12 protein-coding genes are annotated in these 13,981 nt (G+C 66.6%); 4 read left to right on the plus strand and 8 right to left on the minus strand.

Features of this window, described 5'->3' with window-relative positions:
- Nucleotides 1–17: 17 nt before the first annotated feature.
- The 3 genes from O0880_RS08920 to O0880_RS08930 all read left to right on the plus strand — a co-directional run bounded on the left by O0880_RS08920 (nt 18) and on the right by O0880_RS08930 (nt 3,897).
- Nucleotides 18–2,330, plus strand: a complete 2,313-nt coding sequence (locus tag O0880_RS08920) for an SUMF1/EgtB/PvdO family nonheme iron enzyme (RefSeq protein ID WP_289886060.1) — start codon at nt 18–20, stop codon at nt 2,328–2,330.
- Between the two features lie 269 nt (nt 2,331–2,599).
- Nucleotides 2,600–2,998, plus strand: a complete 399-nt coding sequence (locus O0880_RS08925; protein ID WP_289886061.1) for an OsmC family protein — start codon at nt 2,600–2,602, stop codon at nt 2,996–2,998.
- Nucleotides 2,995–3,897: a pirin family protein gene (locus tag O0880_RS08930; RefSeq protein WP_289886062.1), complete on the plus strand. Its 903-nt coding sequence runs from the start codon at nt 2,995–2,997 to the stop codon at nt 3,895–3,897. The genes O0880_RS08925 and O0880_RS08930 overlap by 4 nt, the downstream gene beginning before the upstream one ends.
- A 6-nt stretch (nt 3,898–3,903) precedes the next feature.
- Here O0880_RS08930 and O0880_RS08935 read toward each other — a convergent pair whose 3' ends face one another.
- The 5 genes from O0880_RS08935 to O0880_RS08955 form a co-directional block, all read right to left on the minus strand.
- Nucleotides 3,904–6,366: a TonB-dependent receptor gene (locus tag O0880_RS08935; RefSeq protein ID WP_289886064.1), complete on the minus strand. Its 2,463-nt coding sequence runs from the start codon at nt 6,364–6,366 to the stop codon at nt 3,904–3,906.
- Nucleotides 6,367–6,481: 115 nt separating this feature from the next.
- Nucleotides 6,482–7,459 (minus strand): FecR domain-containing protein, encoded by a 978-nt coding sequence (locus tag O0880_RS08940; protein WP_289886065.1) that lies wholly within the window; start codon nt 7,457–7,459, stop codon nt 6,482–6,484.
- Nucleotides 7,459–7,968 (minus strand): sigma-70 family RNA polymerase sigma factor, encoded by a 510-nt coding sequence (locus tag O0880_RS08945; protein WP_289886066.1) that lies wholly within the window; start codon nt 7,966–7,968, stop codon nt 7,459–7,461. The genes O0880_RS08940 and O0880_RS08945 overlap by 1 nt, the downstream gene beginning before the upstream one ends.
- A 109-nt stretch (nt 7,969–8,077) precedes the next feature.
- On the minus strand, nt 8,078–8,677 hold the full coding sequence (locus O0880_RS08950) for a metal-dependent hydrolase (protein WP_071323094.1): 600 nt from the start codon (nt 8,675–8,677) through the stop codon (nt 8,078–8,080).
- Nucleotides 8,678–9,256: 579 nt separating this feature from the next.
- Nucleotides 9,257–10,612, minus strand: a complete 1,356-nt coding sequence (locus O0880_RS08955; RefSeq protein WP_289886067.1) for an FHA domain-containing protein — start codon at nt 10,610–10,612, stop codon at nt 9,257–9,259.
- Between the two features lie 738 nt (nt 10,613–11,350).
- On the opposite strand from O0880_RS08955, the gene O0880_RS08960 reads away from it, so the two are divergent.
- Nucleotides 11,351–11,776, plus strand: a complete 426-nt coding sequence (locus O0880_RS08960) for a DUF2177 family protein (RefSeq protein WP_289886069.1) — start codon at nt 11,351–11,353, stop codon at nt 11,774–11,776.
- On the opposite strand, the gene O0880_RS08965 is transcribed toward O0880_RS08960, so the two are convergent.
- The 3 genes from O0880_RS08965 to O0880_RS08975 all read right to left on the minus strand — a co-directional run bounded on the left by O0880_RS08965 (nt 11,773) and on the right by O0880_RS08975 (nt 13,924).
- Nucleotides 11,773–12,702: a protein phosphatase 2C domain-containing protein gene (locus O0880_RS08965; RefSeq protein ID WP_289886071.1), complete on the minus strand. Its 930-nt coding sequence runs from the start codon at nt 12,700–12,702 to the stop codon at nt 11,773–11,775. The two genes, O0880_RS08960 and O0880_RS08965, sit on opposite strands and share 4 nt — an antisense overlap.
- A 144-nt stretch (nt 12,703–12,846) precedes the next feature.
- Nucleotides 12,847–13,293 (minus strand): glycine zipper domain-containing protein, encoded by a 447-nt coding sequence (locus tag O0880_RS08970; RefSeq protein WP_071323097.1) that lies wholly within the window; start codon nt 13,291–13,293, stop codon nt 12,847–12,849.
- Nucleotides 13,294–13,414: 121 nt separating this feature from the next.
- Nucleotides 13,415–13,924, minus strand: a complete 510-nt coding sequence (locus tag O0880_RS08975; protein WP_289886074.1) for a GNAT family protein — start codon at nt 13,922–13,924, stop codon at nt 13,415–13,417.
- Nucleotides 13,925–13,981 lie beyond the last annotated feature (57 nt).

A 13,981-nucleotide genomic window follows, 5' to 3' on the forward strand; every position in this document is an offset into this window, starting at 1 on the left:
GAAGCGTTTCACCCCAGATGATGCAAAAAGCACGAGACAAACTGCGGGAACTGCGCGCCCTCCACGACGACGGGCTGCTCAGCGAGCAGGAATTTGAACGCCGCAAGAACGCCATCCTCGACGCCGAATACGCGCCGCCCGGTGCCGCGCCGGTGTCCGCTCCGTTGCCGGTGCGCCAGGGCACGGAGCTGGGCTTCATGGCGGGCCAGGAAATCGGCCCGCAAAACCGCCGCTACCGGCTCGAACGGCTGATCGGCACGGGCGGCATGGGGCAGGTGTGGCAAGCCACCGACCTGGCCACGCACGCGGAGCTGGGCAGCAGCGAAATGGTGGCGCTGAAGATATTGCCGCCGCAGCTGACGCAGAGCGCCACGCATGCCAAGCTGCTGATCGAGGAAGCCACCCAGGCGAGAAAACTGGCCCATGAAAACATCGTGCGCGTCTACGAATGGGCGCAGGATCCGGCCACGGCCAGCTATTTCATCATCATGGAATGCCTGGACGGCGAAGACCTCGAACACTACCTGGGGCGCGAGGGCGCGCTGTCGCTGCCGGCCGTGCAGGAATTGCTGCAACCGGTGGCGGACGCCCTGTCGTATGCGTGGGAAAAGCACAAGCTCGTGCACCGCGACCTGAAACCCGGCAATGTTTTCCTGACGGCGAAGGGCGATATCAAGCTGCTCGACTACGGCATCGCCTCGCGCGTGCGCAATGCCGACAGCAGCCTGGCGCTGGACATGCCGAATGCGGGCACGCAGGGCTACCGGGCGCCGGAAGCGGGCGCGCACCAGCGCCAGCCCAGCCCGCGCCTGGACGTGTATGCGGTGGCGGTGATGATTTACCAGATGCTGGAAGGGCGCATGCCGTTTGACGGCTTGCGCAGCGCCAGCCATTTGCCGTCGGCGCCGCAGGCGCTCAACGCGGCCCAGTGGCAAGTGCTGCAGAACGGCTTTTCCCTGACGGCGGAATTGCGCCCGCAATCGGTGCAAGCCTTGCTGGAAGGGCTGGAGCGGGCCGCCGGGCCTTCGCCGGAAGAACTGGCGGAGCTGGCGCGCCAGGAACAGGCGCGCCTGGCGCAACAGCAAAAACAGGCGGCGTTGGCGGCGGAGCAGGCGCGCGAGGAAGAACTCAAACAGGCACGCGCGCGCCAGGAAGAGCTGGACCAGCGCCGCAAGGCCGAGATCCAGGCGGCCGCGCTGGAAAAGCAGCGCCAGGACAAGGTGCGCCGCGAGCAGGAAGCCCAGCGCCACTTCGAGGCGGAAGAGGCGCGCAAGCTGCGCAAGGAAGCGTTGCGCGGCCAGTTGCGGGCGCGCCGCGAAGCCGATGCGGCGACGGCCTTGCAGGAACACCAGGAATTGCAGCGCAAGGCCATCGTCGCGAAAGCGGAAGCGGCCTATCGCGCCGAGCAGGAACGGGCGCGCCGCGAAGAGGCCAGCCGCGCCGCGGCGCAGCAGCTGCAGCCGCCAGCGCCGGCGCCGGCCGAAGCGGAACATGCGGAGCCGGTGGCGAATGCGGAAGGCGTGCTGCGTGACGATTTTCTCGATGGCTCGGGGCAGGGCCCGGAACTGGTGCTCATTCCCAGCGGCCGCTTCCAGATGGGGGCGCACGAGACGGAGCACAAGGCGGCCCTGCAGGCCGGTTCTCAGCAGAGCTGGCTGGAGCGCGAGACGCCGCAGCACTGGGTCGGTATCGAGCGCCCGTTCGCGCTGGCGCGCCACCCTGTCAGCGTGGGCGAATGGCGCGCCTTCGTGAAAGCGACGGGGTGGGAGGCGGGCGGCGCGGAAACGGACTGGGATAATCCCGGTTTCGTGCAAACCGAGCTGCACCCGGTGGTGGGCGTGAGCTGGAATGACGCGCAGCTGTACCTGGCGTGGCTGAGCGAGCGCACGGGCCGGCAGTACCGGCTGCCCAGCGAAGCGGAATGGGAGTACGCGTGCCGCGCCGGCACGCGCACGGCCTTCAACGTGGGCGACACCATCAGCACCGAGCAAGCCAACTACGACGGCCTGTATGTGTATAACGGCGGCCCGCGCGGCGTGTACCGGGGCGGCACCAGCCCGCTGGGCACTTTCGCGCCGAATCCCTGGGGCCTGTTCGACATGCACGGCAATGTGTGGGAGTGGGTGCAGGACGTCGTGCACGACAATTACCAGGGCGCGCCCGTCGACGGCAGCGCGTGGGAAGAGGGCAGCGACAGCAGCCGGCGCATCCTGCGCGGCGGCTCGTGGCTGTACCACCCGCGCTACCTGCGCTCGGCCCTGCGCAACGGCTTTTCCACCGTGCTGTCGAACGATATCGTCGGTTTCAGGGTGGCGCGCACGCTCGATTAGGGGGGCATGCCGCGGTTGCAAATCAACCGTCCTGGCGGACCGCGCCGGAGGTCCGTGAGCCGCCAGCTGCTCATCCCGTGCGCCTGCCTGCCCCTCGCTTCATGCGACGGGCGCGGCATTCAGCCGGGTCGCGCCGGACCTGGGCTTGCGATGGCGCCGACGCCCGACGCCCTGTGCCGCATCAAACGGAGGCAGGCCGCCCGGGGGCGGGCTGCGCAAAGCGGGCAAACGGTGTAAATTGTGGCTTTCCAAACGCACCAAGGAACGCCATGACCATCAAAGCCATCCGCGACCAGTCGCAACCCATGCGCCACATCGTGCACGTGCGCGACCACATCATTTCCGCCGACGCCTCCGTGGCCGAGGGCGGCGGCGATGCCGGCCCTTCGCCGCACGACCTGTATGACGCCGCCCTGTCGGCCTGCAAGGCGCTCACCGTCGTCTGGTACGCCAAACACAAGGGCATCCCCCTGGAACACGTGGAAGTGTCGACCGAGCGCGATGCCAGCGAAGAGCGCAAGGGCGTGTACCGCCTGGCCGCCACCTTGCACCTGACGGGCGACCTGAGCGAGGCGCAGCGCGAGGAATTGCTGGCCGCGGCCGGCAAATGCCCGCTGCACAAACTGATGACGGCCGTGACGACCGAAGTGACGACGGTGCTGGCATGAGCGCGGCCATCCTGAAAAGCCACGAAAAAGACCTGGGCGGCGGCTTCGTCGTGCGGCGCCTGCTGCCGTCCGCCGTGAAGCAGGCCGTCGGCCCCTTCATCTTTTTCGACCATTTCGGCCCCATCGACGTGGCGCCCGACGCCAACCACGACGTGCGTCCGCACCCGCATATCGGCCTGGCCACCGTCACCTATCTGTTCGAAGGGGCGATCGACCACCGCGACAGCATCGGCTCCTGCCAGCGCATCGAGCCGGGCGCCATCAACTGGATGACGGCCGGGCGCGGCATCGTGCATTCGGAGCGCACGCCGCCCGACCTGGCGGGCCAGCCGCACCGCACGCACGGCTTGCAGCTGTGGGCCGCGCTGCCGAAGGCGCACGAAGAGGACGAGCCGAGTTTCACGCACACGCCGCAGGCCGACATTCCCGTCGTGGCGCTCGATGGCGCCGTGGTGAAGGTATTGATCGGCACGGCGTTTGGCCAGACCTCGCCCGTGCGCACCTACATGCAGACGGTGTACCTGGACGTGGCGCTGGAGGCAGGCAAGGAACTGCGGCTGGACGGCTTGCCGGCGGAAGCGGCGATCTACCCGATCAGCGGCGAAGTGCTGGTCGATGGCGTGGCGCTGCTGCCGCACACCATGGCCCTGCTGGAGGCGGGCGCCGTGCAAGCGGGCGCCGCGCCTGTCGTGACGGCAGGCAGCGGTCCCGTGCAGTTCGTCGTCATCGGCGGCGAGCCGCTGGATGGCCACCGCTTCCTGTTCTGGAATTTCGTCTCGTCCAGCAAGGAGCGTTTGTCGCAGGCGGCCGACGACTGGAGCGCCCAGCGCATGGGGCAGGTGCCGGGCGAGACGGAATTCATCCCGCTGCCGAAGGCGCCCCTGCGCCCGGCGACCTGACAGCGCCTAGAAACGCGCGCGCAAGGTCAGTTGCGCCTTGCGCGGTTCGCCGTAGAAATTGCCCCAGGCCGGCGCGCCCACCGTCTGGTAGTAGCGCTTGTCGAGCAGGTTCGTCACCGACAGCGACGCCGTCCAGTTGCGGTCGATCTGGTAGGCGGCACGCGCGCTCCACAGCGCATAAGCGCCCTGCGCCACCGTGATGCCCTGCGTCACGCGCGAACTCTCGGTCTGGAAGTTCACGCCGCCGCCCACGCTCCACGCCTGCAGGGCGCCGGGCAGGCGGTAGTCGCTCCACGCGCGCAGCATGTGGCGCGGCGAGTAGGTGCTGGCGAACATCACGCCCGCGCTCGACGTCTGTTCCAGGTACTTGAAGTTGTTCAGGGTGTAGCCGGCGAACAGCTGCCAGCCGCGCGCCACCTCGCCGCTGATTTCCGCATCGAGTCCTTCGCTGCGCACCTTGCCCGTCGAGAAATAGCATTCCGTGCCGCTCGAGCAGGTATTGACCAGGTCGAGCTCCGCGCGGTTGCGCTGTTCGATGCGGAACAGGGCCAGCGAGGCATTCACCTTGCCGTCGAACAGTTCGCCCTTCACGCCCACTTCCAGGTTGCGCCCCTTCAGCGGGTCGAGCAGGGCGCCGTCCGCCGTGCGCTGGTTTTGCGGCTGGAAGATGTCGGAAATGCTGGCGTAGCCGGACCAGCGCGGATCGAAGGCGTAGATCACGCCGCCATACGGCGTGACGACGCCGTTTTCGCGGTACGGGTCGATGTATACCTCGCCCGTGTCGCGGTACACGCTGCTCGACTTGTAGTTCGACACGCGCGCGCCGGCCACCACGGTGAGCGGGTCGCTGACGCTGAAGCGGGCCACGCCATAGGCGCCCGTCTGCGTCATGCGGGTGACGCTGGGGTCGCCGCGGTAGCTGTTCTCGCGGAACCAGGCGTCGCTCGGCTCGGCCACGCCGTGGTTCGGCTGCAGCGGGTTGTTCGGCTTTTGCAGCAGGGCCAGGCTGTAGTCGCTGTCGCTTTCCAGGCGGTTGGTGCTGACGCCGGCACTGAAGCCGTGGCGGCGGCCGAAGGCGTTGAATTTGCCATCGAGCGACAGGTCGACGCCCTTGTTGGTGGTGCCGTAGTCGAATACGCCGCCGTACATCATCATGCCGGCCAGCGTGGCGGGATTGATCGCGCCCTGGCTGAACATGTATTTCACGTCATGCCGTTCGCGCGTGTAGTTGGCGCTGGCTTTCAGCGACCAGTCGGCGTCGAAACGGTGTTCGAATTCGGCGAAGACGGCCGTCTGGCGGCTGTCCCAGCGGTTCCAGTCGGCGCCGAGGAAGGTCGAGCGGGGCAGTTGCGGGTCGCTGCCATCGCGGTAGCGCGGCATGCCGGAGAAGAACGGCGTCGACTTCAGTTTTTCATGGCTGGCGCCCGTCGTCAGCTTGCTGCCCGGCGCCAGGTCGAATTCCAGCACGCCATACAGCACGTCGGTGCGGCTGTCGGCCACGTCGTAAAAATAATCGCGCTGGTCGTGCGCGGCCACGGCGCGGCCGCGGATGCTGCCCGACTCGTTGAGCGGGCCGCTAACGTCCACTTCGCCGCGCACATCGTTCCAGCGGCCGGCGCCCAGCGCCAGCTGCACCTGTTTTTCCGCCAGCGGGCGCTTGCGCACCATGTTGATGGCGGCGCCGGGCGAGCCCGTGCCCTGCAGCAGTCCGGTGGCGCCGCGCACGATTTCCACGCGGTCCAGCATGGCCGTGTTGCTGGTAAAGCTGTTCGCCTGCGGGTAGTACATGGCGCGGTTGACGCCGTCGAACTGGTAAGTCTCAACCATGAAGCCGCGCGAATACACATAGCGCCCGCCCATGGGACTGTCGTACATGGTGATGCCGGTGGTGTTGGCCAGCACGGCGTCGATGGTGTTGAGGTTCTGGTCGTCCATCTTCTGGCGCGTGACGACGCTGACCGATTGCGGGATTTCGCGCAGGGTCTGCACGCCCTTGCCGACGGTGACGGCGCGCGCCGCGTAGGAGTTGCTGTGCTCACTGATCGGGTCGCGCTCCATGCTGGCGTTCACGACCACGGGGGCCATGACCTTGTCGCCCGTCGCTGGCGATGCGGCAGGCGCCGCCTGGCGCAGCACATACGCGCCGTTCGGCAGCTGCACGGCTTCCAGGCCGCTGCCGGCCAGCACCTGGGCAAAGCCCTGCGCCACGCCATGGCTGCCGCGCACGCCGGGCGAGCGCAAGCCCCGCGTCTGCGCCGGGTCGGTCGACAGGCTGACGCCGGCGGCCACGGCAAAATCGTTCAGGGCCGTGGCCAGCGGGCCGGCCGGCACGGCGTAGGCTTGCGCGGCAGCGGCGGACTGGCCTTGCGCCAGCGCGGGCGCGGCGACAAAGGCGGCGCAAGCCATGGCGATGATGGCCAGGCGGATGGCGCGGACGGCGGGAAGGAGGACGGGGGTGTTCGGCTGCATGCTCGGTCTTTCTGCTCAGAGGGATAGGAAAATGGCGAATGAATCGGCTACTTACCTGTGAAGCCGAAGCAGCACGCCGAAACACCAACCCCTGGCGCAAAAAAAACGGAAAATATTATGCTGTCCTGGCCGAGACGGTGGCCCAGTAGCGCGTGAAGTACGTCACTTGCAGGCCGTGCGAGGCGCACAGGCCTTCCAGGACGGCGTCGATATCGTCGAGCCGGTAGGTGCCCGTGACGGGCCGCCGCGCCACGGCGGCGTCGCACGCGAGGCGCCCGCGCCGGTAGCGCGCCAGTTCCGACACCAGCTGCCGCAGCGGCCAGTCGGCGGCCACCAGCATGCCGCGCAGCCAGCTGTCCTGGTGCGCGGGCATGGCTTGCACGCCGTCCGCGCCCGCCGCCGTGAAGCGCAGCTGCTGGCCAGCGTCCAGGCGCAGCACGGCGTCGGGCCGCGCCGCGCAGCGCACCTCGACGGCGTGCTCGAAGACGCTGACGGTGCTGGCGCCATCGGCACCTTCGTCGCAGCGCACGCCAAAGCGCGTGCCCAGCGCGCGGATCACGCCGTGCGGCGTGTCGACCAGGAAGGGGCGCGGGTCGGGCGCCGTCGTGATCATGATCTCGCCATGGTGCAGGCGGATGCGGCGCTGCGTGGCGCTGTAATCGACGTCCAGCGCGCTATCCGTGTTTATCGCCATGCGGCCGCCGTCGGCCAATGCCACGTGGCGGCGCTGGCCCGGCGCCGTGCGCAGGGACGCCGTCCACGCTTGCCATTGGCTGCTCTGCCAGCCGGCCTGGCCCAGCGCAATGCCGCCGCCGGCCGCCACCAGCATGGCCAGCACCTTGGTCGCCGCGCGCCGGCGCTGCTGCGCCGCCTGCAGGGCGGGAATCGCCAGCGCTGGCGGTATCGTGCCCAGCTGGCCGCGCATGCGCTGCAGCAGGGTCCAGGCCCGTTCATGCTCGGCGCTGGCATCGCGCCATGCCTGCAGGGCGGCCGGGTCGGCGCTGCCGCATTGCTGTTCCACGTGCCAGTGGGCGGCGGCGGCCAGCACCTTGCGGGCAAGGGGGGCGGAAGGCGAGGTCGCGGGGCCGAACATCAGCCGGCCGCCAGCAGCAGGCATTCGGTGTAGGCGCGCACCAGGTGTTTCTTGACGGTTGGCAGGGACACTCCGAGCCTCTGGCCGATGTCCACGTAGCTCAATTCCTCGATTTGCGCCAGCAGGAAGATGGCGCGCGTGCGCGCACCGAGGCTGTCGAGCAGGCGGTCGATGGCCAGCAGGGTCTCGATGATGATGGCGTGCGTCTCGGCGCAAATCGTTGTCGGCTCGGCCTGCTGCGCCAGCGCTTCCAGGTAGGCTTGCTCCAGCGCGTGGCGCCGGTAGCGGTCGATCAGCAGGCCGCGCGCGATGGTGGCCAGGTAGCCGCGCGGTTCGCGCAGCGGTGCGGCGTCGCGCTTGCCCAGCAGACGCAAAAACGTGTCCTGCGCCAGGTCGGCCGCCTCGGCCCGGTTGCCCAGCTTGCCGCGCAGCCAGCCATACAGCCAGCCGTGGTGTTCGCTGTACAGGGTGCTCAGGTGGGCGGCATGGATGGGACTGACGGTGCTCACTGCGTTCTCCAGGCAATGGATGAGCTGGGCTGACGGAACGCGACGTACCGGCTAGCTGGGCTATTTGAGAATGATACTCATTATCACATTGCCATGCGGGCGGCGTCAATTACTGTGCGCCGCCCAGGCGCCAGCGCTCCTGCCACTGTTGCAGATCCGCCCAGGCTTGCTGCAGGGCCGTGGCGGACCAGTGCAGCAGGCTGTCCAGCGCCAGCAGGGTGCGCCGCAGGTGGATGCCGTCGAAAAACACGTGGTCGGCCACCACGGTGGCGGCCAGCCAGGCGGCGATGATGACGATGATGTCGTGGCGGCCGCTTTTCCACCAGCGCAGCGAGTGGCGGCGGAAGATCCACGGCACGCCCAGCGGATTGGGCCAGTCGGCCAGCAGGTGCATGATGCCGCCGGCGGCAAAGCCGAACAGGGGCGGCGCCCACACATGGTGCGGCAATTGCAGATATGTGTAGACGAGCAGGGCGATCCACGCCAGGCCCCAGTGCGTCCACGTGCGGTGGGTGATCCACAGCCGGTGCGTGCGCGCCCACCAGGCCACTTCCAGCCAGTCCGGCGCCGTGCCGCCCAGCGCGCCCATGACAAAGGCGAGCATGCTCAGCACTTGATAGGGGCCGCCGGCGCCAGCGTGCGCGACCAGGGCCGCGGCGATCACGCCGGCGGCCCAACCGGTCGCATGATGCGCTTTGTTGGAAGCCATAGGAAAGGTAAAACGCCATGCCGGCGTTTTGTGAAATATAGGGGGTGTTAACTGGATGAATATACAGTATGAAAAGGCGTGTCAGGGGCTATTTGCGGAAAAATCGTCAATAATTTGTTAAATTATGTGTCGCGATGGCGCCCAAGGCGAGCCCGGCAAGTCATGCCGGCCCATCAAGTGTATTGTGTGGCTGATAATGTATTTGGCGCGCGGCGCGCTATGCTGAAAGCAGCCGTCTGATTTGAGGAGGTGTCGCCATGAAAATCCCGCGCGAATTGCAGATTCCCGCCATCGTGTTTACGCTGGAAGCGGTGTTCATTCTGGGGCTGTCGATGATTTTTCTCGTGCTGGTGCCGCGCTAGCGCTTGAAGCAAGGCCATAACGGTGTGGCGCTGCCTTGCCGTACGGTTCGTACTGCCTGCGCTGGCGCGCCTTGCGCTGACCATTGTTCAGGCGCCAGCGATCAGGCGGGTGCGTGTAATCGTTGTGTCAGGTGGTTTGCATGGTGCTGCCGCCATGCCGCGTGGCGCGCGTCGCAGGCCGGCCATGCCCGCGCGCCGCAGGTTTGGTTCGGTGTTTCTAAACGGTCAGCATGCCGCTATCGCACAGGGCGGCACCCTCGGTGCGGATGATCCAGCATTCCGGATACGGTTCGCTGGCAAAGCGGTTATGCCGGGCAAAACCGCTGAGCTTGTCGAGCGCCGTGGCGGGCGCCAGGGCGGTTTCCTTGCCGGTGGCGACGTCCAGGTGCCAGAAACCGCCGTTGCGGTGAAACAGCATGGGCAAGGCGGCCGCATTGGGTGCGGCGGCGTGGGCGGTCAGGCTGGGTTGGGCTTCCGGCAGCAGCAGGTAAAAACACTCTGCCCGCGCACCCTGGTCGATGCGGTGCAAAATGACGCCATGGCCGAAGATGGCCGTGACGCTGAGCACGACGATACCCTTGATGCTGGCGGTCAATTCGATGCGCATGCCCAGGCGCAGCGCGACGGGCTTGTGCTTGCCGGGCCAGACGCCATCGAGCAGCAGGCCGTAGCGCGACACGTCTTCGATTTCAAAGCCTTGTGGCCCGCGCCGGATGACGGCGTGGCGGCCCGACAGGCGGCGCGTCAAGCCGTTGTTGTCCTGGCCGTCCGGGCTGAAGTGGCTGAGCAGCACGTCCGCTTCCGGGTCCACCAGTTCGAAGCGGCCCAGCATGCATTCCTCGAGCGCGAACAGGCGGATCTGGCGCTGCGCGCCCGCTTCCGGCGCCGCATTGACGAGACAGGCGGCCTGGCTCGGATGCGGATGGCAATGGCTGGCGGCGGGCAGGTCGACCTCGATCAATTCCTCGTCCCAGGCGATGGTGGTAAAACCCATGTCGATCTTGCCCTGCGGCGCAGACAGGTCCACGTGGGCGATGCCGGCATTGCGCGCCGTGACGTCGAGGTTGCAGCCATCGCCGCCCGTGACGCGGGCGATCGACGCGTCGTCGGCCATCACGCGCACGTTCTTGTGCGTGCTGAGGAAGATCTGGTGGATTTCCGTCAGGGTGGCATCGCGGCGCGGCACGAGGATGACGAACGTGCACACCCATTTCTGGGCCACGGCCCCGTCGACGTGGCTGTGCACTTCCACCTCGATCTGGTACTGGCCATGTTCCTTGTTGCGCGAGGAAAACTCGACAAACACGGGCCGCCAGTCGCCGCGCGTCGTGCGCACGAAATCATGCTGGACGGCGCCGCGCGGTATCAGGTCCGAGCGCAGGCGCAAGGTCAGCTGCGGCGCGCAGGCGGCCGCCATGCCGCGCAATTCCATTTTTAACGTTTGCCGTCCACCTGCCGCGCGCGGATCGAAGCCGCTGATGTGCAGGTGGGCATGGACGGGCTGGTAGGTGGGGCGGGCCGCGGTGCCCGGGGCGGCAGGCGAGGCCGCCGGCATGGCAGCGGATATCGCCATGGGCGCGTAGGCGGGCAGTGCCGGCGCGCTGGCTGCCGGCGCCTTGCCAGTAGCCGGGGCAGGCGGGGCGTCATGGGGGCGGGCAGCGGTAGCGGCCGGGACGTCATGCGGCGCAACATGCGCGCCAACGCCAACGCCAACGCCGGTAAGCGGTGCGATATGCTGTGCTGCAACAGCGTCAGCAGCAGGGGCGTGCGGAAGCTCCGTTGCCGATGGCTCGGAACGGGCGCTGCGCAGTGCGGTCAACAGGTCGTAGCTGCTGGGAGCAATCGTCGCTTGCCGGTGGTTGGCGGCGCAGACGTCTTCCCCAGGCAAGACCCAGAACGTACAGTGCGGGTGCTCCGGGTTGCTGCATTTTTTCATGACATTCTGACTCGAATCGAGCGGGGGCATTCTGCCCTCTGTTATACATGAGAGCTTACGCGCTTTTGCGCCCGCTTGGCAACCTTCGCGGCGAGCCGATGCACTCTTTTTGCAGGTTTCCATGTCGCTGGTCACATCTTGCTATGAATGCCATGGAAACTATTGCCTAAAAGAATATTTTATAATCTTTTGAATATGTCATTTTGATACGTTCATCCGAGCGCGGCGTTTGCTGGCGCCGATTGCCCGCATCCAGTGATGTCGTCGCTTGCGTCGCTGCTTCTCTCCGGCGCGCTGTGTGCTGCAAGGCACGCAGGACCTGCGGCATTTGCTATATGCTCGATTCTGCTACCCACTTTATCCCGGAGAAACCCCATGCCTGCCTTGCGCCCGCTCCAGCTTGCCACCGCCTATGGCGCCGCCCTGGCGGTGTTTCTCGCCATCGATGCCCTGTGGCTGACCGTGCTGATGGGGCAGGTGTATGCGCAGGCGCTGGGCCCCTTGCTGGCCGGGCGGCCCAGGCTGGGGCCGGCGGCCCTGTTTTACCTCTTGTATATGGTGGGCCTGCTGGTATTCGCCATCGTGCCAGGATTACGCAAGGGCAACTGGCGCGCGGCGGCGGCCCTGGGTGCCTTGCTGGGACTGGTTGCCTATGGCACGTATGACTTGAGCAATTATTCCACCTTGCAAGACTGGCCGCTGGCCCTGACGGCGATCGACATGGCCTGGGGCACCGTGCTATCAGGCCTGGCCGCCGTGGCTGGCTATCTGGCGGCGCGCAAGGCGCCCGCCAAAAGCTAGCTATTGAAGCGCAGCACCAGCATGGTGATATTGTCGCTGTGCAAGCCTTCTGGCGGGTGGGCGAGGAAGTCGTCGAATATGGCCGTGACGGCTTGTGCCGCTGTCTTGCCTGCGCACAGGTCCGGCCAGCGGGCCGTGGACGCGAGTGGATGGTCGCAGGCCCAGAAGCCGTCGCTGGCCAGCACATAGTAGGCGCCGGCTTGCACTTCCAGTACGCGGCGGTCGCCCAGGTGGGCCAGGAAGGACGGCAAATTACCGTTGTCGAGCGCCAGCAGCGGTTTGTCGAGCTGGAGGGTATCGCCCATGGCGTTGCCGAGAATAAACGCCTGCGAGATTTGCGGATGATGCTCGCCATGCACGCTGGCGCGCCAGCGCGCCTCGTCCAGTCCGCCGCGCATGGCATAGGCGGTAGCCGGCACATGGTCGACGGTAAGGATGGCGGCCATGCCATCGCGCAATTCATACAGGCGCGTATCGCCCACGTGGTACAGCAGCGGCGCCTGGCCAGGCGGTATTTCCAGCAGGGTCAAGGTGGTGCCGGGCGCGCGCGCCTGTGCTGGTGCGGCGTCGGCGAAGCCCGCTTGCAGGCGTGCATGCAATTGATCGAGGTGACACGCCAGGCTGGCCGTGTCGTGGCAGGCGGGTATGGATAGCAAGCCTTGCACGGCCGCTTCGGCCGCTTCGCGTCCATGGCCGTGGCCGCCCATGCCGTCGAGCACGGCGGCGCGCACGTGGCCGGCGGGCCAGCCCGGCACCTGGCAGTGCACAGGCGCTTGCTGCGACAGGCACACGGCATGGCCGCTGGCGTCGATCAGCAGGAAATTGTCCTGGTTTTCCTGCCGTGGCAGGGTGCCGGCGCCCACGCTGCTGCCAGCGGCGGCGTCCAGCCAGGGGCCGAAATCGAGCGCGTCTTTGATTAAATGCATCGTTTGCTGCAGTCCTGGCGGCCATCAATGTGGATCATGGGATAGAGCTTAGCCGATATTGCTTGCAGACGATACCTTGCTTATCCATCAAAAAAACCTGCGGCAGCAGGCTGGCGCAGGTTTTTTGATGGCACGGGGAAGTGCTTAACGGCGATGGCCCCAGCCGTGACCGTGGCCGTGGCCCCGGTCATAGTAGTCGCGGCGGCCATGGTCGCGGTAGTAGCCGCGGCCCGGTTGCACGTAGACGACGGCTGGCGGGCCGTAGTAGCGCGGAGGCGGCGCGTAATACACGGGCTGCGGCGCAGGCTGGTAGTAGACGGGCTGCGGCGCCGGCTGGTAATACGTTTCACGGTAGCCGCCGCGATAGCCGCCACGGTCGTAATAGCGGTCATTCGTGCTGATGCTGTTGCCGACGGCCGCGCCCAGCACGCCACCGACGATCGCGCCGTTCCGGCCGCCAGTGCTGTTGCCAATGGCCGCTCCGACGACGGCGCCTGCAACGGTATTGAAGTCGCGGTCGCCGGCGACTGCGGCCGAAGACACAGCCACTGCCGCTACCATTACCGCACCCAGGAGTTTCTTGTTCAACATGGCATTTCCTTCCATTCCGGCGAGATCACAATGATCTGCATGAACTGGACTATATCCGCTGCCTCCCGCTTGTTCCACGTCTAATACAACTTATTACAATCAGGGCGCGGCGGTAACAGTTTTAGCCGAACACGGCAGGCGCATGCGCTTGCCATTCCGGGCGCAGCAGGCTATACATTTTCACGTCGCGCATCACGCCATTGATGAAAAAGGCCTGGCGCTTCACGCCTTCCTCGGTAAAGCCGCACCTTTGCGCGATGCGCTCGGACGCCGTGTTCTGCGGATCCATCAGCAATTCCAGGCGGTGGTAGGGATAGGCATTGAACAGGTAGTCGACCATCAGGCGCGTCGCCTCGCCGCCGTAGCCGCGCCCGCCCCACTTGGGATCGAACAGGCGGTAGCCGATTTCGCGGCAGGCCGGCGTGCGGCTCTTGAAGTGCGTGATCGAACCGATGATGTGCTGGTGAAGGTCTTCAATCAGGAACAGTTCGCTATCCTCCGTGACCAGGCCCGTCAGCATGAACTCGCGGCGGATCGCTTCGGGCGACTTGAATTGCATGGAAAAGAACTCGCTGCGCGCGGGCAGGTCGTTGATCAGTGCGATATAGGCGTTGAGGTCGGCGGCGGTCAAGTGCCGTACGGTACAAAGGGTTCCCTTGAGCATGGCGGTATCCGGTGGCGATCACGA

This window comes from Janthinobacterium sp. SUN118, from assembly GCF_030397695.1.
In the GTDB taxonomy this organism is placed as follows: domain Bacteria; phylum Pseudomonadota; class Gammaproteobacteria; order Burkholderiales; family Burkholderiaceae_D; genus Janthinobacterium.

Excerpts from the sequence above, each read along its gene's own strand:
- O0880_RS08920 (WP_289886060.1), top strand. The coding sequence starts at position 18 with ATGATGCAAAAAGCACGAGACAAACTGCGGGAACTGCGCGCCCTCCAC.
- O0880_RS08925 (WP_289886061.1), top strand. The coding sequence starts at position 2,600 with ATGACCATCAAAGCCATCCGCGACCAGTCGCAACCCATGCGCCACATC.
- O0880_RS08930 (WP_289886062.1), top strand. The coding sequence starts at position 2,995 with ATGAGCGCGGCCATCCTGAAAAGCCACGAAAAAGACCTGGGCGGCGGC.
- O0880_RS08935 (WP_289886064.1), bottom strand. The coding sequence starts at position 6,366 with ATGCAGCCGAACACCCCCGTCCTCCTTCCCGCCGTCCGCGCCATCCGC.
- O0880_RS08940 (WP_289886065.1), bottom strand. The coding sequence starts at position 7,459 with ATGTTCGGCCCCGCGACCTCGCCTTCCGCCCCCCTTGCCCGCAAGGTG.
- O0880_RS08950 (WP_071323094.1), bottom strand. The coding sequence starts at position 8,677 with ATGGCTTCCAACAAAGCGCATCATGCGACCGGTTGGGCCGCCGGCGTG.
- O0880_RS08955 (WP_289886067.1), bottom strand. The coding sequence starts at position 10,612 with ATGGCGATATCCGCTGCCATGCCGGCGGCCTCGCCTGCCGCCCCGGGC.
- O0880_RS08960 (WP_289886069.1), top strand. The coding sequence starts at position 11,351 with ATGCCTGCCTTGCGCCCGCTCCAGCTTGCCACCGCCTATGGCGCCGCC.
- O0880_RS08965 (WP_289886071.1), bottom strand. The coding sequence starts at position 12,702 with ATGCATTTAATCAAAGACGCGCTCGATTTCGGCCCCTGGCTGGACGCC.
- O0880_RS08970 (WP_071323097.1), bottom strand. The coding sequence starts at position 13,293 with ATGTTGAACAAGAAACTCCTGGGTGCGGTAATGGTAGCGGCAGTGGCT.